This is a genomic window from Microvirga alba (assembly GCF_015694465.1).
Taxonomy (GTDB): domain Bacteria; phylum Pseudomonadota; class Alphaproteobacteria; order Rhizobiales; family Beijerinckiaceae; genus Microvirga; species Microvirga alba.
On record NZ_JADQDO010000006.1, the window covers coordinates 1 to 25,918 of the forward strand.

General features: G+C 61.0%; 29 protein-coding genes and 1 tRNA gene. 17 read left to right on the top strand and 13 right to left on the bottom strand.

Translation table 11 applies throughout. The features are described 5' to 3' along the window. On the bottom strand, nt 1–503 hold a 503-nt coding region (locus tag I2H38_RS12770; protein ID WP_196272250.1), incomplete at its 3' end, for a pilus assembly protein N-terminal domain-containing protein. Between the two features lie 552 nt (nt 504–1,055). Between I2H38_RS12770 and I2H38_RS12775 the strand changes: the two genes are divergently transcribed. The 7 genes from I2H38_RS12775 (at nt 1,056) to I2H38_RS12805 (ending at nt 7,546) form a co-directional block, all read left to right on the top strand. Next, nucleotides 1,056–1,229, top strand: a complete 174-nt coding sequence (locus tag I2H38_RS12775; RefSeq protein WP_196272251.1) for a Flp family type IVb pilin — start codon at nt 1,056–1,058, stop codon at nt 1,227–1,229. 105 nt (nt 1,230–1,334) lie between these two features. Beyond that, nucleotides 1,335–1,847, top strand: a complete 513-nt coding sequence (locus I2H38_RS12780) for an A24 family peptidase (protein ID WP_196272252.1) — start codon at nt 1,335–1,337, stop codon at nt 1,845–1,847. A gap of 50 nt (nt 1,848–1,897) precedes the next feature. Next, a complete protein-coding gene (gene cpaB, locus I2H38_RS12785; protein WP_196272253.1) occupies nt 1,898–2,683 on the top strand; it encodes a Flp pilus assembly protein CpaB in 786 nt (261 codons plus the stop codon). A 247-nt stretch (nt 2,684–2,930) separates the two neighbouring features. Continuing rightward, nucleotides 2,931–4,055 (top strand): AAA family ATPase, encoded by a 1,125-nt coding sequence (locus I2H38_RS12790; protein WP_229426690.1) that lies wholly within the window; start codon nt 2,931–2,933, stop codon nt 4,053–4,055. 64 nt (nt 4,056–4,119) lie between these two features. Further along, nucleotides 4,120–5,580, top strand: a complete 1,461-nt coding sequence (locus tag I2H38_RS12795) for a CpaF family protein (protein ID WP_196272254.1) — start codon at nt 4,120–4,122, stop codon at nt 5,578–5,580. Further along, on the top strand, nt 5,580–6,575 hold the full coding sequence (locus I2H38_RS12800) for a type II secretion system F family protein (RefSeq protein WP_196272491.1): 996 nt from the start codon (nt 5,580–5,582) through the stop codon (nt 6,573–6,575). The genes I2H38_RS12795 and I2H38_RS12800 overlap by 1 nt, the downstream gene beginning before the upstream one ends. Before the next feature lie 8 nt (nt 6,576–6,583). After that, on the top strand, nt 6,584–7,546 hold the full coding sequence (locus tag I2H38_RS12805) for a type II secretion system F family protein (protein ID WP_196272255.1): 963 nt from the start codon (nt 6,584–6,586) through the stop codon (nt 7,544–7,546). 97 nt (nt 7,547–7,643) lie between these two features. Here the strand turns inward: I2H38_RS12805 and I2H38_RS12810 are convergent, their stop codons facing one another. The 4 genes from I2H38_RS12810 to I2H38_RS12825 form a co-directional block, all read right to left on the bottom strand. Further along, nucleotides 7,644–7,979 (bottom strand): TadE/TadG family type IV pilus assembly protein, encoded by a 336-nt coding sequence (locus tag I2H38_RS12810; RefSeq protein WP_196272256.1) that lies wholly within the window; start codon nt 7,977–7,979, stop codon nt 7,644–7,646. A 26-nt stretch (nt 7,980–8,005) separates the two neighbouring features. Further along, nucleotides 8,006–8,500 (bottom strand): TadE family protein, encoded by a 495-nt coding sequence (locus I2H38_RS12815; protein WP_196272257.1) that lies wholly within the window; start codon nt 8,498–8,500, stop codon nt 8,006–8,008. A gap of 124 nt (nt 8,501–8,624) precedes the next feature. After that, on the bottom strand, nt 8,625–9,992 hold the full coding sequence (locus I2H38_RS12820) for a TadE/TadG family type IV pilus assembly protein (protein ID WP_196272258.1): 1,368 nt from the start codon (nt 9,990–9,992) through the stop codon (nt 8,625–8,627). Nucleotides 9,993–10,130: 138 nt separating this feature from the next. Further along, entirely contained in the window at nt 10,131–10,853 is a 723-nt protein-coding gene (locus tag I2H38_RS12825; RefSeq protein ID WP_324617394.1) for a response regulator transcription factor, read from the bottom strand. A gap of 244 nt (nt 10,854–11,097) precedes the next feature. Between I2H38_RS12825 and I2H38_RS12830 the strand changes: the two genes are divergently transcribed. Beyond that, nucleotides 11,098–11,280, top strand: coding sequence for a hypothetical protein (locus I2H38_RS12830; protein WP_196272259.1), 183 nt, complete (start codon nt 11,098–11,100; stop codon nt 11,278–11,280). A gap of 47 nt (nt 11,281–11,327) precedes the next feature. Here I2H38_RS12830 and I2H38_RS12835 read toward each other — a convergent pair whose 3' ends face one another. Together I2H38_RS12835 and I2H38_RS12840 are read right to left on the bottom strand one after the other, a co-directional pair. Then, complete coding sequence (locus I2H38_RS12835; protein ID WP_196272260.1) at nt 11,328–11,705, bottom strand: hypothetical protein; 378 nt, start codon at nt 11,703–11,705, stop codon at nt 11,328–11,330. 401 nt (nt 11,706–12,106) lie between these two features. Continuing rightward, a tRNA-Ile gene (locus tag I2H38_RS12840) sits at nt 12,107–12,182 on the bottom strand. A 589-nt stretch (nt 12,183–12,771) separates the two neighbouring features. Between I2H38_RS12840 and I2H38_RS12845 the strand changes: the two genes are divergently transcribed. Then, the gene (locus I2H38_RS12845) at nt 12,772–13,095 is read left to right on the top strand and encodes a hypothetical protein (RefSeq protein ID WP_196272261.1); all 324 of its coding nucleotides are present in this window, start codon (nt 12,772–12,774) and stop codon (nt 13,093–13,095) included. A gap of 151 nt (nt 13,096–13,246) precedes the next feature. Next, nucleotides 13,247–13,537: a hypothetical protein gene (locus I2H38_RS12850; protein WP_196272262.1), complete on the top strand. Its 291-nt coding sequence runs from the start codon at nt 13,247–13,249 to the stop codon at nt 13,535–13,537. A gap of 49 nt (nt 13,538–13,586) precedes the next feature. Here the strand turns inward: I2H38_RS12850 and I2H38_RS12855 are convergent, their stop codons facing one another. Next, nucleotides 13,587–13,925: a hypothetical protein gene (locus I2H38_RS12855; RefSeq protein ID WP_196272263.1), complete on the bottom strand. Its 339-nt coding sequence runs from the start codon at nt 13,923–13,925 to the stop codon at nt 13,587–13,589. A 273-nt stretch (nt 13,926–14,198) separates the two neighbouring features. On the opposite strand from I2H38_RS12855, the gene I2H38_RS12860 reads away from it, so the two are divergent. Beyond that, complete coding sequence (locus tag I2H38_RS12860) at nt 14,199–14,831, top strand: hypothetical protein (RefSeq protein ID WP_196272264.1); 633 nt, start codon at nt 14,199–14,201, stop codon at nt 14,829–14,831. A 43-nt stretch (nt 14,832–14,874) separates the two neighbouring features. On the opposite strand, the gene I2H38_RS12865 is transcribed toward I2H38_RS12860, so the two are convergent. Together I2H38_RS12865 and I2H38_RS12870 are read right to left on the bottom strand one after the other, a co-directional pair. Next, a complete protein-coding gene (locus tag I2H38_RS12865; RefSeq protein ID WP_196272265.1) occupies nt 14,875–15,612 on the bottom strand; it encodes a hypothetical protein in 738 nt (245 codons plus the stop codon). A 44-nt stretch (nt 15,613–15,656) separates the two neighbouring features. Beyond that, on the bottom strand, nt 15,657–16,793 hold the full coding sequence (locus I2H38_RS12870) for an adenylate/guanylate cyclase domain-containing protein (RefSeq protein ID WP_229426703.1): 1,137 nt from the start codon (nt 16,791–16,793) through the stop codon (nt 15,657–15,659). A gap of 213 nt (nt 16,794–17,006) precedes the next feature. Between I2H38_RS12870 and I2H38_RS12875 the strand changes: the two genes are divergently transcribed. Further along, nucleotides 17,007–17,627, top strand: coding sequence for a TIGR02466 family protein (locus I2H38_RS12875; RefSeq protein WP_196272266.1), 621 nt, complete (start codon nt 17,007–17,009; stop codon nt 17,625–17,627). Nucleotides 17,628–17,660: 33 nt separating this feature from the next. Here the strand turns inward: I2H38_RS12875 and I2H38_RS12880 are convergent, their stop codons facing one another. Further along, nucleotides 17,661–18,320 carry a Fe2+-dependent dioxygenase gene (locus I2H38_RS12880; protein ID WP_196272267.1) on the bottom strand — a complete coding sequence of 220 codons (660 nt, stop codon included), beginning with the start codon at nt 18,318–18,320 and terminating at the stop codon, nt 17,661–17,663. 128 nt (nt 18,321–18,448) lie between these two features. Between I2H38_RS12880 and I2H38_RS12885 the strand changes: the two genes are divergently transcribed. Together I2H38_RS12885 and I2H38_RS12890 are read left to right on the top strand one after the other, a co-directional pair. Next, entirely contained in the window at nt 18,449–19,321 is an 873-nt protein-coding gene (locus I2H38_RS12885; protein WP_196272268.1) for a hypothetical protein, read from the top strand. 4 nt (nt 19,322–19,325) lie between these two features. Then, nucleotides 19,326–20,654, top strand: coding sequence for a cytochrome c peroxidase (locus tag I2H38_RS12890; RefSeq protein ID WP_196272493.1), 1,329 nt, complete (start codon nt 19,326–19,328; stop codon nt 20,652–20,654). Nucleotides 20,655–20,662: 8 nt separating this feature from the next. Here the strand turns inward: I2H38_RS12890 and I2H38_RS12895 are convergent, their stop codons facing one another. Continuing rightward, on the bottom strand, nt 20,663–21,886 hold the full coding sequence (locus I2H38_RS12895; RefSeq protein ID WP_196272269.1) for an MFS transporter: 1,224 nt from the start codon (nt 21,884–21,886) through the stop codon (nt 20,663–20,665). Between the two features lie 266 nt (nt 21,887–22,152). Between I2H38_RS12895 and I2H38_RS12900 the strand changes: the two genes are divergently transcribed. Genes I2H38_RS12900 through I2H38_RS12910 form a run of 3 tightly spaced genes read left to right on the top strand, consistent with a single transcriptional unit; the run spans nt 22,153 to nt 25,385 of the window. After that, nucleotides 22,153–24,222 (top strand): FUSC family protein, encoded by a 2,070-nt coding sequence (locus tag I2H38_RS12900; protein WP_196272270.1) that lies wholly within the window; start codon nt 22,153–22,155, stop codon nt 24,220–24,222. Continuing rightward, nucleotides 24,219–24,419, top strand: a complete 201-nt coding sequence (locus tag I2H38_RS12905; protein WP_196272271.1) for a DUF1656 domain-containing protein — start codon at nt 24,219–24,221, stop codon at nt 24,417–24,419. The genes I2H38_RS12900 and I2H38_RS12905 overlap by 4 nt, the downstream gene beginning before the upstream one ends. 12 nt (nt 24,420–24,431) lie before the next feature. Further along, complete coding sequence (locus I2H38_RS12910; RefSeq protein ID WP_196272272.1) at nt 24,432–25,385, top strand: efflux RND transporter periplasmic adaptor subunit; 954 nt, start codon at nt 24,432–24,434, stop codon at nt 25,383–25,385. Here the strand turns inward: I2H38_RS12910 and I2H38_RS12915 are convergent. Continuing rightward, nucleotides 25,354–25,776, bottom strand: coding sequence for a YkgJ family cysteine cluster protein (locus I2H38_RS12915; RefSeq protein ID WP_196272273.1), 423 nt, complete (start codon nt 25,774–25,776; stop codon nt 25,354–25,356). The two genes, I2H38_RS12910 and I2H38_RS12915, sit on opposite strands and share 32 nt — an antisense overlap. Nucleotides 25,777–25,918 lie beyond the last annotated feature (142 nt).

Genomic DNA, 25,918 nt, shown 5'->3' on the forward strand with positions numbered 1-25,918 from the left:
GAATTCGCTCTCGCGATTTCCACCGCCCGATCGACCGTCGGCGCATCCAGGGCCGTGCCTTCGAGGATCACCTGATCGCCGCTGCTCCGGACGCGAATGCCGCTCCGGCCGGCGCCGGCGGCAAGTTTCTCCTCGACGATCCCGGTGTCGGGACCGACTTCGACATCGACCACGCCGATGACGCGCCGCGAATTGTCGAGAACCGAAATGTTGGTCGTGCCGATCCGCTTGCCCAGGATGTAAAGGCTCTGGTCGCTCAACGGAATGACATCGGCGATTTCAGCCGAGCCGACCAGAACGTCCGAGAACGGATACTCGATGCGAAGCGCCTGCGATTTGTTCACGGACACCCGGATGCGCATGAGCTTCGCGCGCGGAGCGGTGCTTCCAGCCTGCGCCAACGCGGGGGTGATGAGGCCGATTTCGGGCATGATCGACACCGCCTGCCCGAGGGCAAGCATGGCGATGGCCGCCGCCAGCACCAATGTTCTCGACCCGGCCATATCGACCCCCAGCGAACGTTATTGAATTCCCTCAAATGATTCTTTTATGGTTCACAAAAGGTTAACAATCCCACGAATAGCGACAGATCCTTGGAAGCTTTCGTCGAGACGCGAGGGTGAGAGTACTTTGACTATTCCTTACGATTGCAACCACCCGACGCACCTCGCCAGCGGTTGAACTGATGTCAGGAAGGCTCAGGCGGCCACCGCCCCTTCCGATCCGTCGAATTTTTCGGACTCAACAATGAAGTCGGTCAGCCACGTTGATCTCGGACGAAATCCCGCAACGCCCAGAGAGCGGTAAAGTCCTGATATTACCTAGCTTTTTTACAACAAGCCCTTCTAGCTCCCCGCGACGGTCTAGGCCATTTGGCTGATGCCCTATGACAAACGGTCTAGGCCATCAAACTGGATCGACTAACGTTATAAAGTTTCTCATAGTGCACCAACACGAGGGCCAGAACTCTGGGTTCCACTTCCAGGTCCTGGGCCTTGTGCCAAGGCTGCGGAGTCGGGCAGCGCAACTTGCATCCAGGTCAAGGACCAGACACCATGAAGTCTCTCGTATCGCGTTTCGTGAAAGACGAATCCGGCGCAACCGCCATTGAATACGGCCTCATCGCCGGTCTCATCTCAGTGGTCATCATAACGGGACTGAATATCGCATCGCCCAAACTCGACGCGATTTTCCAAAAGATCGGCAACGCACTCCCGGATGGGAAATAACGATCGGGCCTGACTGTCGATAACGAAGCGGGAGACGCTGAAATTCTATCCGCTTCGTTTTCTACAAGCCGATCACGTCAGCGAAATTTCTTACAAAGCTTGTGAATGCCTTCTTCTATTATCGTGATAGCTGCAAGCCTGTGCTTCGGCACGGCAGTATTGTGGGCGGCTGCTGCTGATCTCGTGACGATGAAGATCCGGAACGAACTCGTTCTTTTTCTTCTTGCGAGTTATGTTGTCCTGGCGCCGTTCTCCGGCCTTGGTTGGGCGCACATTGGATGGAGCGCTGCGATTGCCGTCGGCATTCTGATCGCGATGTTCGTTTTATTCGGGCTAGGCTGGATCGGTGGAGGAGACGCCAAGCTTGCAGCCGTGATCGCGTTGTGGCTCGGGGCTGACCACGCACTCGTCTACGTTCTCTACACGGCGCTATTCGGCGGCATTCTCACGATCGCCATTCTTCAGTTTCGCTTAACACCATTGCCCGCTCAATGTCTTACCGTGCCCTGGATCATGCGGTTGCATGCGCCGGAGACCGGAGTTCCTTACGGAGTCGCAATCGCGAGTGCGGCGCTCTTCATCTTCCCGGCGACGCACTGGATGAAAGCCCTGACTTGAAGCGGCTCTGCCATGCGTTCCTTCCCTGATCAACGACGGGGGTTTCGACCATGTTGCGTGTCATCATCCTTGTCATTGCCCTGGGGGCCGGCGGGCTCGCCGGTTGGCTCGTGCTCTCCACGCGGTCGCGTGAGGCCGCCGCGGTCGCACCGAGCGCCCCGGTCGTGCAGACCACGGACGTGTTGGTCGCCGCAAGCGATCTGATCCAGGGGCAAGCGCTCGATGGGAAGAGCCTGCGCTGGCAGTCCTGGCCCAAGGACGCCGTCAGTCCCGGCTTCATCAGCCGCGAGGCCAAGCCTGACGCATTGACCTCCCTCAACGGAGCGCTCGTGCGCAGCCACTTCGTTTCCGGCGAGCCTATCCGGGAAGAAAAGCTTTCTCGCGGCCCCGCCGGCATGCTTGCCACGATGCTGCCGTCCGGCATGCGCGCCGTCGCGATCCGCGTCTCGGCGGAAAGCACCGCGGGCGGCTTCATCCTGCCCAATGACCGTGTGGATGTGATTCAGAACATCTCCAATTCGGACGGAGGGAAAGCCGAGAACAGGAGCCGGACGCTTCTCAGAAATGTCCGCGTGCTGGCGGTGGACCAGAAAGCCGATGAAGCCAAAGGCATGTTGGTCGTCGTGGGCAAGACGGCGACGTTGGAGGTGAGCCCGACCGAGGCGGAGATGATCGCAGCCGCGCAGGCCGCCGGCACACTTTCTCTCGCCCTCCGCTCCATCGCGGATCTCGACGAAAAGCATGTCGCCGAGGAGAGCAGCGTGAACGTGCGTGTCTTCCGTGCAGGGAAGAGCGAAGAGGTCAAGGTCCGCAGCGAAGGCGCGATCGTTCAATGACGCACAGCGTGGACGGCATTGGGACGGGTGAGTGCGGATGACCAACCCTGTATCGACGATGAGATCCGGGTCTTTCGATTCAGACAAGGTGGAGCCGCGATTGGTCGCGCGGTGGCCCGAGGCGGCAGCATCTGCGGACAATCCGCTTCGTCGAGACGGAACCCGGATCCCGTACATTCGTATTCATGCCTTTTGCGATAGCCCCGATGTCGCGGACACCATCAGGAGCGCGGCCGCCGACCGGCTCATGTCGCGCACTCAAGTCACCGTTCAGGTAGGCGGGATTGCCGCCGCGGTCGCTTTCTACCGGGCGGAATCGACACCTCAGCTCATCGTGATCGAGAGCCGCGCGACGCCAGAGGCCTACCTCGCCGAACTCGACAGACTGGCCGAAGTCTGTGACGCCGGCACCAAGGTGATGGCAATCGGACATGCAAACGACGTGTCTTTCTATCGCGAGCTGACAAGGCGGGGCATCAGCGACTACCTGCTCGCACCCATCGACCCCATATCCTTCATCGTTGCCGTTTCGGGGATCTATAGCGAGCCCGCATCAGGAAAGCTCGGACAGGCGTTCGCTTTCGTGGGCGCCAAGGGCGGCGTCGGATCCTCGACCATCGCGCATAACGTGGGGTGGACGATCGCGCGCCAAGCTGCGTCCGACGTGGTCCTTGCGGATATGGACCTGGCGTTCGGCACGGCGAGCCTCGATTTCAGGCTTGATCCCGGACAGGGGGTTGCCGAAGCCATCGAAGATGCGGGGCGACTGGACGAGGTTCTGCTCGACCGCCTGCTTGCCAAATGCGGCGATCATTTCAGTCTGCTTCGCGCGCCCGGCACGCTCGACAAGTGTTATGACCTGACCGAGAACGCCATCGATCCGCTGATTGAGATCGCGCAATCAAGTGTGCCGTATCTGATCCTGGATATGCCGCATGTGTGGAATTCATGGGCGAGAAACGCGCTGGTCAGCGCCGACGAAATCATCATCACGGCCGTTCCGGATCTTCCCAATTTGCGGAATGCCAAGGGCCTGATCACTTTCCTGAGGCAAGCTCGCCCTCATGATCCGCCGCCCAAGCTCATTTTGAACCAGGTCGGCATGCCAAAGCGGCCGGAAATCAAACCCGCGGAGTTTGCCAAGGTGGTTCAGCTCGAACTGCTTGCCTGTATTCCGTTTGATCCGCGCCTGTTCGGAACCGCCTCCAATGAAGGTCAAATGGTGGCCGAGGTCTCCGCGAAAGCGCCCGCGTCCAGAATATTCACCGACATAGCGGGCGTCATCGCAGCGCATAAGCCGCGTCGTCGCAATGGGCTGTTCGATATCGGGTCGATGATCAAGAAGATGAAATTCGGTTCGAGGAACGCGTAAGCCGCGACCCTTGGCCCAACAAGCCGGATCGCTAAAACGCGCAAGAAGACAGGGAACTCCCATCATGTTCGGCAAAAGAAGCCTCCCGAGTGAAAGGCCCGGTGAGACCTCGGTGCTTCAACGGACAGCGGGCGTTGACTCGTCAACGCGATCTCCGGCCATGGTGCAAGAAGCGAAGGTGCGCTCCGCGGCTCCCCGGCTGCCGGATGCGGTGGCCACTGTTCGCCCGCAGACAGTGAAATCGGACGAATATTATCTGCTCAAGGGGCAGGTTTTCGCGGCGCTGATCGAAACGATCGACGTTTCGCAGCTGACGAAAATGGATGTGGCTCAGGCGCGCGACGCAATCGGCGAAATCGTCTCCGATATTGTGAACGCGAAGAAGATCGTCATGTCGACCTCGGAGCAGGATGAACTCCTGCGCGACATCTGCGACGACGTCCTCGGCTATGGGCCGCTGGAACCATTGCTCGCCCGCGATGACATCGCCGATATCATGGTCAACGGCGCGGACACGGTCTACATCGAAGTCGGCGGCAAGGTGCAGCGGACGGATATCCATTTCCGCGACAACGCGCAGCTGCTCCATATCTGCCAGCGCATCGTGAGCCAGGTCGGCCGACGAGTGGACGAATCCAACCCGATCTGCGACGCACGCCTCGCCGACGGCTCGCGCGTGAACGTCATCGCATTCCCGCTGGCTATCGACGGTCCGAGCCTGACGATCCGCAAATTCAAGAAGGACAAGCTCACCCTCGGCCAACTCGTCAAATTCGGCGCGATTTCCAAGGAAGGCGCGGAAATCCTGCAGATCATCGGCCGTGTCCGTTGCAACGTCCTCATCTCCGGCGGGACCGGTTCGGGCAAGACGACCCTGCTGAATTGCCTGACGGCCTATATCGAACCCACTGAGCGCGTCATTACCTGCGAGGACGCTGCTGAACTTCAGCTGCAGCAACCGCACGTCGTCCGTCTGGAAACGCGACCGCCCAATCTCGAGGGCGAGGGCCAGATCACCATGCGCGACCTCGTCAAGAACTGCCTGCGCATGCGGCCTGAGCGCATCATCGTCGGCGAGGTGCGCGGCCCGGAGGCCTTCGATCTTCTCCAGGCGATGAATACGGGCCATGACGGCTCGATGGGCACGCTCCATTCCAACTCCCCGCGAGAGGCTCTCTCCCGTCTGGAGTCCATGATTACGATGGGCGGCTACTCGCTGCCGTCGAAGACAATTCGAGAAATGATCGTGTCCTCGGTCGACGTGATCATTCAGGCCGCGCGTCTGAGAGATGGCTCGCGCCGCATCACGCACATTACCGAGGTCCTCGGTCTCGAGGGAGACGTCATCACCACGCAGGATCTCTTCGTCTATGATCTTCTTGGCGAGGATCCGCAGGGCAACATCGTCGGACAGCATCGCTCGACGGGGGTCGGCAGGCCCCGGTTCTGGGATCGCGCGCGCTATTACGGCGAGGAGAAGCGCCTTGCCACAGCACTCGATGCTGCCGAGAAAGTTGGCTCGTGATGCTGTCGCCAGAACTCGCTCTCGTCTTGGCAGTCGTTCTCGCCGCGTTTTGTGTCGGAGGCATCGTGGTTTCCGTGCTCTATGCCCGCGTGGGACAGCGCTCGGAGGCTGACAGGCGGATCGCAGCGATCGCGGCCTGGGATGGTCCGGCCGGTCGCACCGGCAGCTCCGATGAGAGCCGCCGGAAGCGCTCGATTGAAGCCACGCTGCGCAATCTCGAGGAACAGCAGAAGGCCAAACAGGGAGTCAAACCGTCGCTCGCCATCCGAATGCGCCAGGCTGGTCTGAGTTGGAGCAAGAATACCTATTTCGCCGCGTGTTTCATCGCCGGCGGCATTTCATTCGCGGTTGCCGTCGCCATTTTCGGTATCAGTCCGCTGCCTGCCATGGGCTTCGGACTCGCCGGTGGACTTCTGCTGCCCCATCTCTATGTCGACAGAAAACGCGCAAGCCGTTTGAAGGCTTTTACGGCCGAGTTTCCCAATGCGGTGGACGTGATCGTGCGGGGTGTCAAAGCGGGTCTCCCGCTCGTTGACTGCCTCAGGATCATCGCGACTGAAGCAAATGAGCCGGTGCGCAGCGAGTTCAGGGTCATCCTCGACGATCAGACGCTCGGAGTCCCGATGGATCAGGCCGTTCAGCGGCTCATGGAGCGTGTCCCGGTCGCGGAGGCCAATTTCTTCGCCATCGTCATCTCGCTCCAGAGCAGTTCGGGAGGCGGTCTTTCCGAAGCTCTCGGAAACCTTTCCAAAGTGCTGCGAGAGCGCAAGAAAATAGCGGGTAAAATCCGGGCGATGAGCTCCGAGGCCAAGGCCTCTGCCGGCATCATCGGGTCGCTGCCGGTGATTGTCACCTGTTTGCTCTATCTTTCCGCGCCGCAGTACATCTCGCTGTTGTTTACCACCCTCGTCGGCAAAATCGTCCTTGCGGTTGCCGCCGTCTGGATGGGGTTCGGCGTACTGATGATGCGGAAAATGATCAATTTCGATTTCTGAGGATCGCGATGAACACCGGCCTGCTCACCGGCAATGTAGACATGCTCGTCGCGCTGTCAGCGACCGTGGCCGTTTTCGCTGCGATCATCGTGGTCGCGTGGCCGTATTTTGTCCGTGATGAACTCGCGGAGCGGATGGTCCAGGTCGCCAATGAAAGCGAACGTATTCGGCTGCGCGAGCGCGGCCGCCTGAACGCTCAAAACAAGCAGATCCTCAGAAGCGAACCGAAGCGGCTCTACAAGCTCGTCGTCGATTATCTCAATCTCGCCGGAACCGAGGACAGCGAGACGGTCAAGATGCTGCGGATGGCCGGTTATCGCGGCGAGGGACCGATCACTGCCTACCTCGCCCTCCGCCAGCTAGCCCCTTTGGGCATGGCTGCTCTGGCGGCCCTGTACGTCTTCGTCATTCTGAATCTTGGATACCCCCTCTTCGTGAAGCTGGCGATCGTCATGGCTGCGGCAGGCTTCGGCTATTACGCTCCGGCGCTCTACGTGAGGAACAAGATCACGAAGCGGCAAATCTCGATCCGCCGCTCATGGCCGGACGCCCTTGATCTTTTGCTCATCTGCGTCGGAAGCGGCATGGGAATTGAGGGCGCGCTTCGCAAGGTTTCCGGAGAAATCGGCTCCCAATCGATAGAGCTCGCGGAAGAGCTGAGCTTGACGACGGCCGAACTGTCCTACCTGCAAGACCGTCGGAAAGCATACGAGAACCTCGCTGAACGCACGGGCCTCGACGGTGTCAAAGGCGTCGTCACGAGCCTCATTCAAGCGGAAAAGTATGGCACCGCGCTGAGCCAATCGCTTCGCGTTCAGGCGCAGGAGAACCGGGACATGAGGATGAACGAGGCTGAGAAGAAGGCCGCCGCCTTGCCACCGAAGCTCACAGTTCCGATGATCGTGTTTTTCCTGCCCGTTCTGTTCGCCGTCATTCTCACGCCGGCGATCATCCAGATGATGAAGATCTAGAACATCATCAGGACAAGAGGAATCCCGTTCCCCATCAAGCTCACGCGGCAGGAGGGAGCGTGAACGCGATCATGCCTCATCAAGACATGCTGATGCTTCAAGGGAAGCACGCGGATGCGGTCAGCGGAATCGACGCCTGATAGATCAGAACATTCAACTGGTAGGTCACAGTTGCATTGACCAACGTACCGCAAGCTGCCGCCTTGTCGGATGTAAACACCGGAGCGGGTTCGGGTGCGAAATAATAGGCTGCGGCGTCAGGGCAATCCGTTGCGATCGCGTTGCACCGCGCTCCTTTTTCGACGGCATAATTGAGGCTTGCTACGGTGAACCCGAGCAGCGAGAGATGGAATATGCCGAAGACAAGCGCCAGGAAAACCGGCGCTACCAGTGCGAATTCAATCGCAGTCGCCCCGCGCTCGTCGCCCCGCATTCCCTTTGTCCAGCGCAAAGCCATTCTCATAGCAGCCGCATGTGGGTCGTCTTGGTAATGGGGCCATCGAAAAACCGCCCCACCGTCAGATCGAGAAACAGGGGTTGGTACGGGTAGGTCACGCCGACTCTGATATAATCTCCCGGCTGCCCGGCTTGAGCGCCGGGAATTGTGCTGCAGTTGGCCGGCTTGCTCCCGAGAGCAATCCCGCCGTCCGGTATCAGGGCGTTGTCCTTGCTGAGGCAGTAATAGGCTTCCGACGGTGAGTGCTCCAGCAACGCGACGCCCTCGCCCAGCGTGGTGCTCCTTATCGCGGCGGCAATGGCGGCGCGCAGAGCCGCGCATTTGGTCGTCGCCGGCAGTTCCTTCGTTGGATCACATGCCTTCCATACCGACTGCACCCCCATCTGGGCGGCATTTTGCACTTGCATGACCGTGTAGGCATAGCGAGCCACTTCAATCCCGTTCAACAGGAGAAAGCACAGGACGCCGGCAACAAGAGCGAACTCGATTCCGGCCACACCACGATGGTCATTGCGGAAAGACCGGACGCGCTCGCTGACTTGCCTGCGACTGCGGTTTTTCCTCCGGCCTGAAGGGAAGTTCATGATGTTTGACCCGCCTGCGCGAGCATCGAGCGCCTCATTATCGGACCAATGCTCCACGGCCCGTTGACGCGCTACCGGTGGGCAAATCGAGCCCTGCCTCGTCGCAGGCACCATGCGCCAGAATCGAGCCCGTGCCAGTAACGGCGAGGTTCTCGATCACCAGGCCAAAGCAAGATTGGCCAGTGCTGGACTTGTTGACCGCACCGCTCAGCGTGACGTCTGCGTGCGGCAGATAGACCATCCCTGTGATGTTCCAGGTCGGGGCCTGGCCCGCCGCGGGGATATCGACGCCGGAAGTCAGGTTCGGATCCTGGTAAATGGCCATGCCCTTCCAGGGCCCCGTGGACGGCGCGGTTATGTCGAGGGTCCCGTCTCCGGTCGGAGTGTGAGTGTAGCTGCCGTTGGCGCCCGCGAAAACGACGGTGACGGCGGAGCCGCTCTCGGTTGCAAAGGTGCGGGCTTGAGGCCATCTGCCGGTGTAAAGCTGACCGTTCCAGATGACGATGACGGCTCCCTCGGGAGGCGTCCGGATCGTGACATCGAATGTCACCGTTAGGTCGCCGCACACGTGGGTGACCCCTCCCGTTAGAACGATCGTGTCTTTCCACTTGTTCGCCGCGGGGTAATCGAACGTCCCTTTCTGAGGGTATTTCCCCCCACAAGGGTCGGTAGACGGAATGTTCGGCTTCAACCCGACATAGGGATCTGCAAGTCGAGCCACGTTCGAGCGTTGGACCGCCCCGCAGCCATCATTTTCGTCGGCGGCATCGCCATAGTCGGCGCCAAGGTTGTGGCCGTTACAGCGCGCACCCGCATTCGACATGATGTTGCAACCGGACATACTTGCCCTTGGAGCGCCGTCCGCGCCGATCGCGATGCCGCTGTCCCCCAGCGCCAATACGCAGTATTCCCGCGGCATCGGATTGAGGCGCGCAACAGCAGTCGCACTGAGCTTTGTCTGAGGTGTGCCGGAGCTGTCGATCGCGGTGCCTTTGTAGCCGACCACCTGTGACAGGAACAAAGGCACATACCCCGTGACAGTAGCACTGTAGCAATTTGCAGCACCGGATGGACAGGTCGCGTTATTCGACGCGACAACTGAAACGTCGTTTTCCCCGTCAACAAAACCGTATTTCGCAGCGGCCGCCTTGGCCTCGGCCCCGTAGTTCATGGTCCCGTTCGTCGCGGCGGCGATCGCCGCGGAGTCCGCCGCGTTCTGCATGGAACGCTCAGTGAGATACCAATAGGAGATTTCCACCCCGAGCCCGGTGACACCAATCAACACCGGCAGAGCCAGCGCGGTAAACACCGCGACGCTACCACTCCGGTCGCCCGCGAAGCCTGCCATGCGGGACCGGACTGCTTCATATGCGGCTCTGGCCAGGACCAAAGCGAGCGATCTCATGTTGCCGCCCTTATGATGATTGGTTGTTTCCGCGCCCCGAACCCGCCCTTCGCTCGTGTCTCCACAAGCAGCATTCTTGGCGCCGACGCAGGGAAACTCGGTGCAGTCAAAGCTGCAGGCGGCGAATGCGGCTGCCGTTCACTCAACATGGAGCCCCTCATGCGGAGGGCGTCTCAAAAGGGAAAGCTTTCGGCTTGGATTTGGACGTGCGCTGGCTGCCGCGACTGCCGCACGATTGTTCACGCCCAAGTAACGGAAAATCGCGGCTACATGGATTTTCACCGTCCCCTCGCCCAGCTTGAGAACTGACGCGATCTCTTTGTTCGGCTTGCCTTGAACCAACAGCTCGAGAACGTCCATTTGGCGCGGGGTCAACGGGCTTCGCGCCATCGCGTCGGAGAAAGCGGACAGGTCAGGCAGCCTGATGGCCGCGTCCGGAATCTGGGGCGCCACCTCGGCCAGTGACGGCGGCACATAAATTCCCCCACCAAGGACAAGGCGGAGCGCAGCGGTCAGTTCTGCAATGCTCAGGCTCTTGGGGATATATCCATGGACGCCGGATTCCAGCGCTGACAGAATGCTGCGCCTTGAATTCGAGACCGACGTGACGGCCACCTTTGTCTCAGGAAAACACGACCTGACCATCCGGAGACTTGCCGCGTCTTTCATTCCCAGGGTGGAGAGATCCAGAAGGGCGACGGATACGTCCGCCTGCTCAAGAAGATGCCCCCTCGCCTCATCGAAAGACTGGGCCTCGACCACGTCGGAGAAGCCGAATTCGCGCATCAGAAGGCCACCGACAGCCAGCCGGAAATAGACGTCGACGTCAGCGATGAGCGCGATGCGTGCGGCGGCTGCCACTGGGAGTCTCCTCTGACGAGAAGTCGATGTTACCTACCTGCAAGTTGCTGATCAGCCTTGCCGCCCAGCCGTCTCTGCAGCTTGAAAAGGCGTCTCGGGCTTATGCAACATCACTCGTAGCATGACACCAAATATTTAATGATATAATGATGCAATACTTCGGAAAGGTCAAGATCGCCGACCCGGCCTAGGGCCTTCCCATCCACCAGATTAGCCCAGGCTCAAGACTGCGGAGGGGCTGGCTTTGAACAACATTGTGTCGAACCTGGGCGACCTCGTCTGCGTTGGGGTCAGCGCGCTTGATATTCGTGTTCTGAACTCAAGCTGCGCGGCAAGATCCAGCACCATCACAATCGGATACCTGCTCTTGGCGGCGATCATCGCCGTCGCGGTCGCGTTCTTCCTGAAATCCCGTGGGCCCGCCTGAACCGCGAGACCCGAATTGCGCCGAACCAAGTGTAGGGTACCGCGGCCCTAGCCTCGGGCGTGGAAACAGAGCCCCTCGAACCCGTAGATGTTACCCAGGCTGTTATCGAGGTCGTGCAATTTGAATTGCATGGCTGTTCCGGGCCGGAACGCGCGCGTCTCGGGGCCTTTGAACAGAACGACCTCCAGTCGGGCGGGATTTTTGCGCAGCAGGTTCAAAATCCCCTGCAAAACGGAATCGCTGAAGGCTGACGTTTCCCGGAACTCGAAGCTCCCATCGTCAAAAAAAAGCACCGTTGGATAAATCGGGAACGATGGACCTTTCTGGTCCTGGAACCATCCGCGAACAATAGCTCGACCGCTGGACGACGCGTGGATGCTTGGGCGCTGGAGAATATCGCCGATCTGGAACCTGACCCGGCGCACACCCGGCTCACAGGTCAGGATGAGCAGCCCCTGCCGGCTTGACCGGCTCCCTTGCACGGGAATGGCGATGTCAGTTCGCAGAAGAACAAAATCGCCAGACAGGCGTTCCAGCTGCCACCCGCTCCGACCTGCCTCAAAGTCCTGCGCGCCGGCCTGACCTGCGGCCAGGACACCGAGCAGAACACATATTTTCTTCATGCTCTTGAGCCGATCGAGAGATTCTCGCGAAAGGTTAAGCCGCGATCAGATTTTTTCAAGCTCGGAGATAGCGTTCACTCACCCTGTAGATTGTCGCCGATCTTGAGAGCAGCGCGCCTACTCCGATGAACAGGCTGGATACAACCGGGTGCTTGGGTGGTCAGAACCAAACTGGAACCACAAGCTCAACCGATTGAAAACATTGGTGGGCCCGCCCGGACTCGAACCGGGAACCAGACCGTTATGAGCGGCCGGCTCTAACCATTGAGCTACAGGCCCTTCCAAGGAGGGCAAGAATTCTAGCTACATAAGAAAGGCTTTCGCCCCCTCACATGCTTCGTTCACCCTGGAACACGTCCCCTATCCGCCCCTTAGAACAGAGGTTGATCGGAAAAGGAAGCGGCTCGGAATGTCCGAGCCGGTCATGTTCTTGTGGCACATATTCTGATCCGTCAAGCCGCATTTGCCAACGCCCTCGCCTTTCGCCGCCCATCCCGCGTCCCGAGGCCAGACGGTCGGAAGGAAATACGTGGAGAGGAGGTGCACAGGCGACCTGGGTTACCTTGGCACGGCAACCGCCAATCGGATTGTCCGAAGGGTGGTGGCCGCGGATATTCTCCGACATCGGGCCCTTTCATGCGCGGGTTCGACGAAGACCTGCTGTCTAGCCCAGCGCGATTCTGGGGCCGCGCTTATGTTCTCCTTGTGATGGAGGCCCGGAGGCAGTTCAGACATCTTGACGCCTCCACTAACCACCCATCAGATCGGCGGACCGGTATGGCGGACCGTGAGGAGCATGCCATCGGAAACGCGAAGCGGTTCGAACCGGGCGAATTTCGTTCGCTTCTATAGATTTTGGAAGACTTGGATGTCTGAGTTGCATCAACAGATCGCTGACCTGGAAGCGGAAATCGAGACCCTTTCAGACACAGCGGAAGGGGTCCGAAAAACCATCCTGGTGGCCAAGGTGGCGATGGGCGGCGGCGCCCTGTCGGTTCTGACATTCATGATCGGGCCGTTCCACGTCGAGCCCCTTGTTTTGGTGGCAGGGATCGCCGCCGTCTTCGGTGGCATCGCACTCTATGGATCGAACAGGAGCACCCTTGATGACATCCGCGCCAGCATCAGGTCGCACGAGGCGCGCCGGGCCGCGATGATCGATGAATTGGAGCTTCCCGCCATCAAGGCATAGCGCGCGCCAAAGCCGATAATGCGGTTGCAACGCGCACAGGCGATCGCTAGAGCGGCTGCGGAGCGCTGCTGGGATAACCCCGAATAGTCAGCAGCCGTCGTGCCGAAACCAAGTAAATGGTTGTCACGATCTGTAGGCGCAGGAGTAAGGCATGGCCGAAATTATCGCATTCGAGGACATCAAGAAGGATGCCGAGCAATGCGAAGTTTTGGTGCTGTTCAAAGCCAAGCCCGCATCCAAAACCCGCCCCCGCGGCGGAGGGAAAAAGCTCGAGTTTCCGAGTTCCCGTCCCGGCATTTCCGGCAATCTTAGCGATCTGTTCGAGCAAGCGAGCGCCGTTGTCACGCGTCATTACGATGGCGACAAGAGAGTGCCCGACGCCGTGGCGGAAAAGTGCCTCGAACTCTTGAAAGCTCTCTCGAAACACGCGGAGCCGGAATGAGGAGCCGGGCGCCATCAAACAGCGCCCTTCGAACCGCTGGGATGCTTGACTAACTCGTCGTTGCTGCGCAGCGGCGCCAGGTCTCGGACTGCCGGTCGGCGCGGCCGAACCGGATCTCCACCTGAACCTCGCTCAACAGGCGCAGGGAGACCTCCTGCCCACGATCCGGCTCGCTTTCCGGAACGGAGTAAAGAAACGAGTGGCGCGTGTAAGAGCCTTCAACACGCGTGCCGGCTGGGGTAACGATCGCCGGGCCCTGGATCGATAGATGTCGCCCATCGCTGCTGCACCAATGGCCGTCGATGGAATCCGCCAAAACGGGTTGTGCGCCAAGGAATGCGGCGAAAAACCCATAAGCGACAAGGAACTTCCAGGATCTTCTCGACATCGCACTCTCCGCTCGTGACTTTGCCAGCTCGCAGACGTCTATGCTGTTCTGATTGAATACGACCCGACCGACATCGGCAAGTCCATCGCGTCGGGTTGAGCGGCCTCGGATGACGGCAAGGCCCCATTCTCAGACGCGACGCCGTCATTCCCAACCTCACTCCTGTCGAGCGGCAAGCTACCTTTCGCGAGGCTGACTTCGTGCCCTTCGCCTGAGATGACGTAAAGTTACTATTAATCTAAAAGGGCTCTAAATTCTTGCGGGAGGGCCAACATGGAACTGGTCAAAACCATTAATGGTCAGGAAATCGACTTCTGGACCTGGCGAGGTTTCGTCAATGCCACGTGGGTTGTGACGAAAGCATCTGGCGATTCGGCGCAAACGGCCCAGGCGAAAAAGTCTATCGAGGTCCGCATCGTTTCGGAGGACGGCTCGAAGCGGACTGTGACCCTGCCGGATTCGGTCAAAGTCGCGCCTCACGATGACGTATCGCTTCTTTATGCCCGCAAGGTGATCGATGAACGCGGCCCGCTCGTCGGCATCGTCAATCATACAGCGGGTCGGACCTGGGCCTTCCCACGAGGCGCGGGTCCGGTCGATTACAAACATCCCTTCCCGTTCGCTCTTGTGAAGGCGGCTGAGCGTTACACCCTTTTCGCTGCCGCATTGGTGCTGTCGGGGCTCACCATCCTGTGGCTTCAGTATCAGGCCGAACTCGCTTTTTCGTTCTCGTCGTGGGCCATCATCGGCATCATCGAATTGGCAATACTCTGGCTCCTGAAATTCGCCGCGAACAAACGGCAGGCAAGGATCGATCAAACCGTCGTCGAGGAAATCGAGTCGACCCTGAAGAAGACCTCCTACGAACCGGTCCGCGCGCAGTCCGAGCCCGAAGCTGCTGCTTGAGGTCCGAGAGGTCGAGTGCGCGGAGTCGACGGTCGCTCGCGGATCATTTCCGTCGCTGATAGGCCCCTGAGAACGAAACGTTCATGCCGCCGCAATTCCGGTTGTCCTCGACAAGCAGGAATGAGCCGACAAGGCGCATCCGGACACGGCAATCATAATCGTCACCTTGCGTATAAGGCAGGGTCTTGTCGTCACCCATCGTGAAGGCGAGAGACCCTCCATCGGGAACGGTCGTCGCACTGATCTCGCCCAGATTGACCGCTCCACGTTTCACGCGGGCCGGATCAAGCGCGCCGAACGTCGCCTCGCCCGAGATCTTGATGTCAGAATTCGATTTCGCGGTCTTCTCGATCGAGATCTTTTGCTCGGGGCCTCCCTTCCATTGGCCAACCCAGTCCTCCGGGCGAAAGCTTGTCTGGTTCGGCACGATGGCGATGGCGGAGCGCGGCAACCAACCGGCGCGCGTCAGTCCCTTGCTGTTGACGTAGTCGGCGCAGACGAAATTCTCGCCGATGGTGCTGACGATCACCTGATCCCCCTGCACCAGATAGCCCTTCTCGCGGCAAGCGGCATCGTTGCTCGGGCAGCTGTTCTGGGTGCTGCGATTCTTGACGAAGTTCACCCGGTCTGTGTTTGAATCGACCTTGCCAATAGCGATTGCGACCTTGGGATCCAGGCTTTGAAACCCATCGCAATTGCCGTCATCGGCATGTGCCAGAGACACCGATGCCACGCTTGCGAGCAAGGTCACTGCACCAAGAACATTATTACGGATCGCCATTGTCCAAGTCCCTCCCGCACGCGTTCAGAGAGACAGGCTTAGGCTTACGGCTTGAAGACTTCAATCTGCTCTTCGAATCCTTCGACACGATGAGAACCGAGGCACGTCGGATTGCCCCAGAGGTGATTGACGAAGGACTTCGACATCAGGAGCGGCTCGCCGAGACGCTTGTTCAAATCCGCGATGCGGCTCGCGAGATTCACGTCCCGCCCGATGACGGTGAAATCGAGGCGACGGCCTGAGCCGACATTGCCGTAAGCGGCATCTCCGTGATGCAGAGCGATGCCCACATTGATGGAAACCGGAAAACGACCTTCATTGTTCGCAGCCTCGATACGCCGCAGAGCCCTGGTCGCGGCGGAGAGCGCCGATTGCGGCGCGCCGCCTGTGTCGTCGCCCCGGTCGCGGATGATCGCCAGGAGCCCGTCGCCGAGATACTTGAGCACCTCGCCGCCCTCCTCCTCGATGGGCGGAACAAGGCAGTCGAAATAATTGTTCAAGAGGTCGACCGCGTCCTCCGGGCTCAAGGTCGAAGAGATACGCGTATAGTCACGCATGTCGGCGAACAGAATGGCCGAGCGGATTCGCGTGACCTGTCCACGCAGGATCGCGCCGGAGAGAATCGCCCGGTGCGGCTCATCACCCACATAGATGCGCAGCACCTCATCGAGGCGGTTGCTCGTGGCGCGTAGCTCCGTCACCAGGGCGAAGGACGGCATGACGAGGCGCAGGATCTTCAAGCCCTGCTCGCCGAAACCTTCCGAAGCGCGCGTGGCGAACGAAATGCCGTTCTCGGCTCCGTTCATGAAGCGGAACGGGATGACGATGTAGTGACGAAAGCCTGCTTCCTTCAACTCAGGCACGATCGGGAAAAGATCGTCCGGCGTCTCCGTGAGATCGAGGAAGAGCCATTCCCCGGTACGGTTCACATGGGCGAAGGGACTGCTCTGGTAGACCACATCGCGACGCGCGCCGTGAGGCAGATAGCGCACGACCGTCCCCTCCTCCGGAGTCCAGAATCGGCCGATCCCGGCATATTCCGAATGCAACGCTTCGATGGCCATGGCGGCGCGCTCGACAGGAACGCCCAAGTCCCGCAATCCCTCGACGAAGCCCGTCAACACCTCGTTCGTGTCCTCGATGCGGGCGGCGACCGTGACCAGCCAGTCCCGCAGCGCCATGATGCGCGAAAGAAGTGCGGGCTCGAGGCTCCGGGCGACGGTCAACAGGTCTTCGTGAAGAATGGATGCGGGAGATGAGGTCATGAAGCCAAGGTGGGTCAGGCTCATGCGTCCTGCAAGCCGCGCGGGGCGATCTGCGGGGAAAAAGCTGGCAGCCTTCCTCCGGGACCGGTATTTTTGACAGAACCCGTTCTGCGTTTTAGAGCCGAGCTTATGGCAACCATCGACACGCTTTTCGTCACCAAGGTCTACCGAGCCGAACTGGCAGGCGCGAAGGCCGAACGCCTCAATGCGGAACTCGAAGCCGCCAGCTTGTCCATCGCCGAAGACGATGAGGCCGGTCAGCGCTGGTGCGCGAAGAATGGCTATCCGGGCTACACGTCCTACGCATCGCTGAACGACCTGCCCTGGCGCGTGCCGGTGTTCGGCGAACTCCTGAAAGCCCTCGACAGCCATGTGGCGGCCTTCGCCAAGGAGCTCGAATTCGATCTGAAGGGCCGCAAGCTCGTTCTCGACAGCCTGTGGATCAACATTCTGCCCCCGGGCGGCGTGCACACCTCGCACATCCACCCGCATTCGGTGATCAGCGGCACTTATTATGTGACGATCCCGGAAGGCGCGAGCGCGCTCAAGCTTGAGGACCCGCGCCTCGGCTTCATGATGGCGGCCCCGCCCCGCAAGGCCAAGGCGAAGCAGGAAAACCGGCAATTCGCTTATATGAAGCCAAGCCCGGGCACGGTGCTTTTGTGGGAAAGCTGGCTGCGCCACGAGGTGCCCGTCAACGAGGCCGAGGGCGAGCGTATCAGCATCAGTTTCAATTACGCCTGGCAGTAACCGAGGTGAACACCTCATTTGGCGTAAGAAGCTCTACACCTCGGCCCACATGCGAAACAGGTTCGCTCCGGTTTTCGCGAGAAGATCGAACTCGGGCGTCTTGCCGGATTGCGCGAAGAGATTGCGCCGCGCCGTTTCGAGATCGAAGAGCAACTCCCGCTTCGCCCCATCGCGCACATAACTCTGCGCCCATCCCACCGCGACCAGCCGTTCACCGCGCGTAACCGGCGCGACCCGGTGCAGGGTCGTCGAGGCGTAAGCCACGAGATGGCCCGCGGGGAGCTTGACCTCCTCCTCCCCCGCCATGGTTTCGATCACCAGCTCGCCCCCGTCATAGGTCTCGGGATCGGCGAGGAAGAGCGTGAACGACACATCCGTGCGGATGCCGTCCATGATCGGATTGTCCACGTGGGTGCCGTAATGCTTGCCCTGGCCGTAGCGGCTGAAAATCAGCGGTGTCAGCGCCTTCGGGCGCACGGCGAGGCTGAAGACCTCGTTCTCCAGAATGGCCTTCGTCACGCGCTCGCGCAGCAGGCTGAGCGCCGCGCCTTCGCGCGCCTGCTCGTTGTCCTTCACGAGCTTGGCACTCCATCCGGCGCTCGCCCGGCCATCCTCGAAACGCATGGCGGCGAGCATGGCACGGATTTCCTCAAGCTCGGCCTGAGGCAGCACATCGGCAATCGTGAGCAGCATGGGACAAGAACCTTTCGGGGTTGCCAGACGCAGGCTTAAAGGGTAGCTAAGTATCTGTAAAGACTGGTACTTTTTAATGTTTCCAAACTAGCCGCCGGCGACCTTGACCCGCCGAGGGGAGAAAACCGATGCAAAGACGGAAAATCTGGGCGGGCCTGAGCAGCGCCGTTCTTGTCGCCACGCCGGCGGCCTCACAGGTCACGGCTATGCCGGCGCAGCCGCGCGCAAGCGTGGAAGCGAAGGCCGACCAGGGTCTGCTCCAGCTGGCGCAGCACAAGGGCCACGATGCGGGAGCCATCAAGGCGGCCCCTCCGGCAGCGAGCGGCGACGGCGAAGGCGGCGAAGGTGGCGGCGCCACCAATCTGTCGCCCCAGTTGCACCTCTACCGTGGGCTTGAACTCATCCGCGGCCATCTTCTCGTCGGCGGAGAGCTGGTGGAAACTGGGCGCTGGGCAGAAGCCCTTCCGCATTTCCTGCACCCGGAGGAAGAGATCTACAATTCGTTGCGGGAGGACTTGAAGACATTCAAGATTGCCCCCTTCCAGGTCGCCTTGAAGGCGCTCTCTCAAACCGTGAAGGCGAAGAACAAGGAGGCTTATGCCCGCGCCCGCGCCGCCATCGACGAGCGGCTGGCCGCCGCCGAGACGGCTGTGCGTGAAAAGGAAACGGACAAGCTTCATTTCACGCTGGAGACAGCGCTCGAAGTGCTGCAGCAGGCGAGCGACGAATACGGCGAGGCGTTCAAAAACGGCCGCATCGCCAATGTGGTCGAGTATCAGGACGCGCGCGGCTTCGTGCAGGAGGCCGACCGCCTTATCGGCACGATGGGCGATGCGCTGAGCGCCAAGAATGCGGACGCGGCGAAAGCGCTACGCGCCAGCCTCGACGATCTGAAATCGACTTTCCCGACCGTGACGCCGCCCGAAAAGGCGGCGAAGGATCATGGCCAATTTCTGAGCAGCGTTGCCAGGTTCGAGCTACAGCTCGGAAACTTTCGGTAATCCGGTGACGCGCGCGGGTCTTCATTCGACCGTCCGGGTGCTGGCAAGCCTGGGGCTTGTCGTGCTCGTCGGCGGCGCGACTGATGGGCCCGCGCCATTCGATGCTGCCCATTGGCGGCAGGTCTTCGCGCGTCCCGACCACACGCCGATGCCAGCCGGCAACCCGGCGACGCCGGGCAAGGTGGCTTTGGGCGCGACGCTCTTCGAGGACAAGCGCCTGTCCGGTGCGGGCGATGTCGCCTGCGCCACATGCCATCAGGCGGAACTGTCTTTCTCCGACGGCGTGCCGACCCATGACGGCCTCGACGGTCTCGCGCTCGACCGCCGCACCCCTCCCCTCTGGAACATGGCCTGGGGTCTGTCCTGGTTCTGGGACGGCCGCGCCACGAGCCTGGAGGCGCAGGCATCGGGGCCCATCGAGAACAAGCGCGAGATGGGGGGCAACCTGGACCGGGCAGTGCAAACGCTTTCAGCCGACCCGAAGATGACGCGCGCCTTCGCGGGCGCGTTTCCTGAAGATCCGGCGGTGACGCGCGCCAATCTGGTCAAGGCGCTTGCCGCTTTCGAGCGCACGCTGGTGTCGCCGGAAACCCGGTTCGACCGTTGGGTGAAGGGCGACGACAAGGCGCTCGAACCGGACGAGCTTTCCGGCTTCAAGGTGTTCGTCGGCAAGGGCGCTTGCGTGAATTGTCATCAGGGCTGGCGCTTCACCGACGAGGCCTTCCACGACATCGGCCTTCCGGGTGACGATCCGGGCCGTGGCAAAGTGCTGGGTGTGAAAGCCGCCGAGCACGCCTTCAAGACGCCGAGCCTGCGCGAGCGGGTCTGGAGCGCGCCTTATATGCACGACGGCTCGCTGGCCTCCTTCGAGGATGTGGTGGATCACTATGCCGACCGGGTCATCAAGCGGCCCACCCTGTCAGCGGACATGCCCCAAAGCGTCGCGCTCAGCGCCGCCGAGCGCGCGCAGCTTGTCGCCTTCCTAAACACCCTGTCGAGCGAAGACCCTCCTCGCGCGACCTCCCTCCCCCCGCGCACGATGTCGCTTGGGGTTCCCCCCGAGGCGGTCGCGACCTCGATCGTCGGGCAGAAGGACCGCCGCTTCACGCCGGGCGCGATCCTGTTGAAGGTCGGCGAGGTTTTGCGGATCGTCAACGACGACACGCGCACGCACAATGTGCGGATCGACGGGCCGGGCATGAGCTACAATTCGGATGCCCAGAACCCCGGCGACACGGTGACCATCGGCTTCGACCAGCCCGGCCATTACGACGCGATTTGCGGCATTCACCCGGAGATGCGCCTGAGCGTCGAGGTCGCTCCCGGCCAATAACTCCGTCCTCAGCGCACGCGCGGCCGCTCGATCTTCGGCAGGAAATAGGCCAGGAGGCCGATTGCCGGGAGGAACGAACAGACGTGATAGACGAAGTCGATGCTCGTGTGGTCGGCGAGCTGGCCGAGCACCGCAGCTCCCAGGCCGCCCATGCCGAACGACAGGCCGAAGAACAGCCCAGCGACCATGCCGACGCGTCCGGGCACGAGCTCCGTCGCATAGACGAGAATGGCCGAGAAGGCGGAGGCGAGGATCAACCCGATCAGCACGCTCAGGACACCGGTCCAGAACAGGTTGGCGTAGGGCAGGATCAGCGTGAAAGGCAAAACGCCAAGGATCGAGATCCAGATCACATAGCGCCGCCCGATCTTGTCGCCGATGACGCCCCCGAGAACCGTGCCCGCCGCCACCGACGCGAGGAAAATGAACAGGTAAAGCTGGGCGTCCTGCACCGAGACCTGGAACTTCGAGATCAGGTAGAAGGTGAAATAGCTGCTGATGCTCGCCGTGTAGAAATTCTTCGAGAAGACGAGGAGCATCAGAATCGTGATTGAGACCGCGATCCGCCTCCTCGAGAAGGCCGACTTGGTCTCGGCCCCGCGCGGTTTCGCCTTGAGAGCGGCGACCTTGACCCGGTACCAGCGCCCCACGTTGAACAGGATGATCATCGCGAGCAACGCCACCACCGAAAACCAGGCGATGCTCGACTGGCCGAACGGCACGACGATGAAGGCGGCGAGCAGCGGCCCGAGGGCCGACCCCGCATTGCCGCCGACCTGGAACACCGATTGCGCGAGCCCATGGCGGCCGCCGGACGCCATGCGCGCGACGCGGGAGGATTCCGGATGGAACACCGACGAGCCCATGCCGACGAGTGCTGCTCCCAAAAGAAGCAACGGATAGGAACTTGCCTGCGAGAGCGTGAGCAATCCGAGCAGCGTGAAGCCCATGCCGACCACGAGGGAGAACGGGCGCGGCTTCACATCGGTAAAATGCCCGATCAACGGCTGGAGCAACGAGGCGGTGAGCTGAAAGGTCAGCGTCAGCAGGCCGATCTGCCCGAAATCGAGATGAAAGTTCGCCTTGAGGATCGGGTAGATCGCCGGAAGGAGCGATTGGATCAGGTCGTTCAGAAGATGCGAAACACTGATGGCCGCGAGGATCGGAATGACCGCACCTTCCGCCGTGATTTTAGCAGGCGTGGCGGCAATGGCGGGCGATCTCGTGTCCATGGGGCGTTCTTTTTTGGGAATCCAGTCTGGCCTGGACTCATTTAAGGTTTTTCCGAGTTGGCTATAGACCAGAACATCATCACAAGCCCCGTCTCGACGCGCAAGGCTGGGTTGCCGGATAGGCATTCCCCGGCCGGGCCGAGGATATGAGGAGCGAAGCCGCAAGGCTGGGATTCGGCTGCCCTCACTCTATTTATATCGTTTAGGCCGAGCACCTCGCCTGAATGGCGTGTGAGTCGCCACCGGAGCCCGAGAGACACAATTCCATGCCACAGCCGACCTGGCGAGAAGTGGTTTTCTCAATCAAGACCTTCGGCGCGGCGATGCTTGCCCTCTACATCGCCTTTATTCTTGAGCTGACCCAGCCAAGCTGGGCCATGCTGACGGTGTTCGTCGTATCCCAGCCCATCACTGGAATGGTGGTCGCGAAATCCCTGTTCCGCGTCACGGGAACGGTCGTGGGGGCGACCATGGCGCTCGTGCTCGTCGGCGCTTTTGCGCAGATCGGCCCGTTCTTCCTTGCCTCCCTCGCCCTCTGGATCGGCTTGTGCACCTTCGTCGCCGTGATGCTTCGCGATGCGCCCGCCGCCTACGGCGCCATGCTGTCCGGCTACACCGCCGCGATCATCGGCATCCCGGCGGCGCTGGCTCCGGACACGGCCTTCGACTACGCGGTGGGCCGCTGCCTCGAAATCATCCTCGGTATCGGCTGCGCTACTCTTGTCAGCCAGCTCGTCTTTCCACGACGCGCGGGCGAGGCCCTCAGGATTTCGGTCGACGCCACCTTGGTCGCTGCCGCGCGCTGGGTCGGCGATGTGTTGCGCGGCGAGGGAGAGGAGGAGAGGACCTTCACCGACCAACGCAAGATGATCGCGGATGTGATCGCGCTTGATGCGCTTAGGGTCTACGCAAACTTCGACACCCCGTCGGTTCGCGCCGCAGGAAACGTCGCGCGCCATTTGCAGGGGCAAGTCCTGACGTTGCTATCGCTTCTCGTTTCCATCAATGATCGCGTCGCGCTTCTGCGCAGCAATGCGGCCGCCAAGCAGGAAGCCCTGCAACCGCTCCTGAGCGAAACGGCGGATTTGCTCGATCGGGATGATCCGCTGCAACCGAGCGTCGAATTCTCGACCGAAATCGTCGCGCTGCAACGCAAGATCATGCAAGCCTTGCCGAGCTTCGACGAGCTCGTGCGCGACCACCGGAACATCCTCGTGCGTAACATCCTGATACGCCTGCGCGATGCGCTGGGAACGTGGCAGCGCGTCCTCGACCTGCGGGACAGTCTGTATGCGGGGCGCCCGCTGAAGATGCCGGAAGCTGCGCCATCCTCCTCGCGTTATCGCGACGTGACCCTCGCCCTTGTCGCCGGCGCGATCTCAACCGTCACGGTTCTCATCGCCTCTGCCTTCTGGGTCGCGACCGGCTGGCCGCATGGCAGCACCGCAGTCATCTACAGCGGCATCATGTGCAGCATTCTCGCCTCCCTCGACGACCCGGCGACGGCAGCCGAGAATTTCCTGCGCATGACCCTCATCTCTGCCGTTGCTGCTGCAATTTATCTTTTCGCGATTTTCCCGAAGATCGACGACTTTCCGTCATTGGTCGTGGTGTTGCTGCCGTTCTACCTCCCCTTCGGCGTGCTGCTGGCCCTGCCGCGTATCGGCACGCAGGTGACGCCGCTCGGCTTAAATCTCGTCGCGCTGATGAGCCTCTCCAACATCAGCATGCAGACCGACATGGCGGCTTATATCAATTCGGCCTCGGCGCTTCTCGCCGGCATCGTGGCGAGCATCTTAAGTTTCCGTCTCCTGCGTCCGCTGGGCACCGAATGGACGGTGCGCCGCATCCGGCGCGGTATCCTGCAAGACCTCGAGCGAATCGCGGGCACGACAGCGCCAGTCGACATCAGTCGCTTCGCAAGCCGGATGTTCGACCGCATCAACGCGCTCTTCTGGCGGCTCGACATGGGCCAACCGGATCAGCGCGCGACGATGCGCAGCGCGCTCTCGGCCTTGCGCATCGGCTTCAACATCCTGAATCTGAAGGCGACCAAGGCATCCCTTCCCTCTACCGTGTCCAGGTCGATTGATCAGGTCCTGGCCGCGCTGGCGACGCATTTCGGCGACCTCAAGGATGGCGTGTCCCGTACGACCACGTTGCCGGAAATCGACCACGCAGCAGCGGTGCTTCTGGAGGAAGCCGGACCTGCCGGTGAGGATATACTGACCGCGCTCGTCGCGTTGGGCAGCGCGTTGCATCGGCATCAGGATTTCTTCGACGTCGCGCGGCCGCATATCGTCCCCGATGCGCTTCGTAGCGAGGCTCCCGCATGATCAAGGAGATCGATCTTTTCGGCGTCTTCGTGCCGCCCATCCTGGCCTATGCCGCACTCGCCGGCGTGCTGTGGTTCGGCGTGTCCACGAGCCTCGGCTGGGCCGGATTTTATCGCTTCGTGTGGCATCCCGCCCTGTTCAACACTGCGCTCTATGTCCTGATTCTTGCTGGCTGCGTCTTTATCGTCTTTCGGTAGGATGGTTGAACCGTGCCCGTTCCCCGCACCGTCCGCGTCGTCGTCACAACCCTGATCGCCTCGGCCGCCGTCGCAGCCGGTTGGTTCGCCTGGCAAATTTACGTGGCCAATCCCTGGACACGAGACGGACGCGTGCGGGTCGACATCATCGAAATCGCCCCCGACGTGTCGGGACCCGTCGCACAGGTCCATGTGAAGGACAATCAAGTGGTCAAGAAAGGGGATCTTCTCTTCACCATCGATCCCGAGCGCTATCGCTTCGCGCTCGCTCAGGCCCAGGCGAGCCTCGAGGGACTGGAACTGCAGCAGGCCCAGCGACAGCGCGAGCTGGAGCGGCGCAAACAACTGTCAAGCCTGGCCGTCACGGTCGAGGCGATCGAACAGGCCGAAACAGCAGCCGCCACGGCAACGGCAGCCTATGATCAGGCGCTCGCCGCTTTCAACACCGCGCGCCTCAACCTGGACCGGACAGAAGTCCGCTCACCGGTCAACGGCTATGTCACGAACCTTCGTCTCAATCCCGGCGATTACGCGACCGCCGGCAAGGCGGTGGTCGCGCTGGTGGACAGCGACTCGTTCTATGTTTCCGGCTATTTCGAGGAGACCAAGCTTCGCAACCTGCGCGAAGGCAACAAGGCCGTAATCCGGTTGATGGGATTTCCGGACGATCTCGACGGGCATGTCGAGAGCGTCGCACGCGCCATCGTCGATCGCGAAATGATTCAGGGAACAGGCGACCTCATCGCCAACATCAACCCGACCTTCAGCTGGGTGCGCCTTGCGCAGCGCATTCCGGTTCGCATCGCGCTCGACCATGTGCCGGACACGGTGTCCTTAAGCGCGGGCATGACTGCAACCATCGTCGTCGAACCGGGAACGCAGGTTGCGCCAACACACCCCCACGAGACGGCTCCCGCCGCGCCTCCGGCGATTCCTACGCCTCCGCCTCGTCCTCCCGGAAGATGATCTTGACCTGCGGCACGACATTCTCGTCGTCCTGCTGCGTGCGCTCGAAGCGCAGCACGTCGTAATAGGCGCAGCGCGACCGGCCGGGATAGGACCGGCACACTTCCGGGCGGCCATGATAGATCGTGCAGCCGCGCGTCTTCTGGTCGAGAAAGGCGCATGTCTCCTCGAAGACCACGTCTTTCACGCGCTTCAAAACGCGCTCGCCGTCGCGGTCGGTCGTGTAACGTCGTTTCGCTTCCGCCGCAGACACACCGAAATGCTTGCCGAGCCGAGTGATGTCGCGCTTGGTGACCGCCACGCGCTCATAGATCGAGCAGCAGAACGCCAGGCACTTGGTGCAGTCGTAATGCACGCGCGGCTGGCTTTCCTTGATCACCTTCTCACTCATGGAATCTCCTATCCGAACTCGCGCGATCATGAAGGACGCGGGCGGCGCTGTCACCCTATGGCACAAGGTGAGAGGCCGAAAGAACGCCGCATCGTCACAGAACTGAAACACGGCTTCCTTAGAGGAAATCCGTCTCGCAATG

What these genes read in the sequence shown, in the direction of transcription:
- I2H38_RS12775 (WP_196272251.1), top strand. Translation starts at nt 1,056, where the DNA reads ATGAAGTCTCTCGTATCGCGTTTCGTGAAAGACGAATCCGGCGCAACC.
- I2H38_RS12780 (WP_196272252.1), top strand. Translation starts at nt 1,335, where the DNA reads ATGCCTTCTTCTATTATCGTGATAGCTGCAAGCCTGTGCTTCGGCACG.
- cpaB (WP_196272253.1), top strand. Translation starts at nt 1,898, where the DNA reads ATGTTGCGTGTCATCATCCTTGTCATTGCCCTGGGGGCCGGCGGGCTC.
- I2H38_RS12790 (WP_229426690.1), top strand. Translation starts at nt 2,931, where the DNA reads ATGTCGCGCACTCAAGTCACCGTTCAGGTAGGCGGGATTGCCGCCGCG.
- I2H38_RS12795 (WP_196272254.1), top strand. Translation starts at nt 4,120, where the DNA reads ATGTTCGGCAAAAGAAGCCTCCCGAGTGAAAGGCCCGGTGAGACCTCG.
- I2H38_RS12800 (WP_196272491.1), top strand. Translation starts at nt 5,580, where the DNA reads ATGCTGTCGCCAGAACTCGCTCTCGTCTTGGCAGTCGTTCTCGCCGCG.
- I2H38_RS12805 (WP_196272255.1), top strand. Translation starts at nt 6,584, where the DNA reads ATGAACACCGGCCTGCTCACCGGCAATGTAGACATGCTCGTCGCGCTG.
- I2H38_RS12810 (WP_196272256.1), bottom strand. Translation starts at nt 7,979, where the DNA reads ATGCGGGGCGACGAGCGCGGGGCGACTGCGATTGAATTCGCACTGGTA.
- I2H38_RS12820 (WP_196272258.1), bottom strand. Translation starts at nt 9,992, where the DNA reads ATGAGATCGCTCGCTTTGGTCCTGGCCAGAGCCGCATATGAAGCAGTC.
- I2H38_RS12845 (WP_196272261.1), top strand. Translation starts at nt 12,772, where the DNA reads ATGTCTGAGTTGCATCAACAGATCGCTGACCTGGAAGCGGAAATCGAG.
- I2H38_RS12850 (WP_196272262.1), top strand. Translation starts at nt 13,247, where the DNA reads ATGGCCGAAATTATCGCATTCGAGGACATCAAGAAGGATGCCGAGCAA.
- I2H38_RS12855 (WP_196272263.1), bottom strand. Translation starts at nt 13,925, where the DNA reads ATGTCGAGAAGATCCTGGAAGTTCCTTGTCGCTTATGGGTTTTTCGCC.
- I2H38_RS12860 (WP_196272264.1), top strand. Translation starts at nt 14,199, where the DNA reads ATGGAACTGGTCAAAACCATTAATGGTCAGGAAATCGACTTCTGGACC.
- I2H38_RS12865 (WP_196272265.1), bottom strand. Translation starts at nt 15,612, where the DNA reads ATGGCGATCCGTAATAATGTTCTTGGTGCAGTGACCTTGCTCGCAAGC.
- I2H38_RS12870 (WP_229426703.1), bottom strand. Translation starts at nt 16,793, where the DNA reads ATGGCGCTGCGGGACTGGCTGGTCACGGTCGCCGCCCGCATCGAGGAC.
- I2H38_RS12875 (WP_196272266.1), top strand. Translation starts at nt 17,007, where the DNA reads ATGGCAACCATCGACACGCTTTTCGTCACCAAGGTCTACCGAGCCGAA.
- I2H38_RS12880 (WP_196272267.1), bottom strand. Translation starts at nt 18,320, where the DNA reads ATGCTGCTCACGATTGCCGATGTGCTGCCTCAGGCCGAGCTTGAGGAA.
- I2H38_RS12885 (WP_196272268.1), top strand. Translation starts at nt 18,449, where the DNA reads ATGCAAAGACGGAAAATCTGGGCGGGCCTGAGCAGCGCCGTTCTTGTC.
- I2H38_RS12895 (WP_196272269.1), bottom strand. Translation starts at nt 21,886, where the DNA reads ATGGACACGAGATCGCCCGCCATTGCCGCCACGCCTGCTAAAATCACG.
- I2H38_RS12900 (WP_196272270.1), top strand. Translation starts at nt 22,153, where the DNA reads ATGCCACAGCCGACCTGGCGAGAAGTGGTTTTCTCAATCAAGACCTTC.
- I2H38_RS12905 (WP_196272271.1), top strand. Translation starts at nt 24,219, where the DNA reads ATGATCAAGGAGATCGATCTTTTCGGCGTCTTCGTGCCGCCCATCCTG.
- I2H38_RS12915 (WP_196272273.1), bottom strand. Translation starts at nt 25,776, where the DNA reads ATGAGTGAGAAGGTGATCAAGGAAAGCCAGCCGCGCGTGCATTACGAC.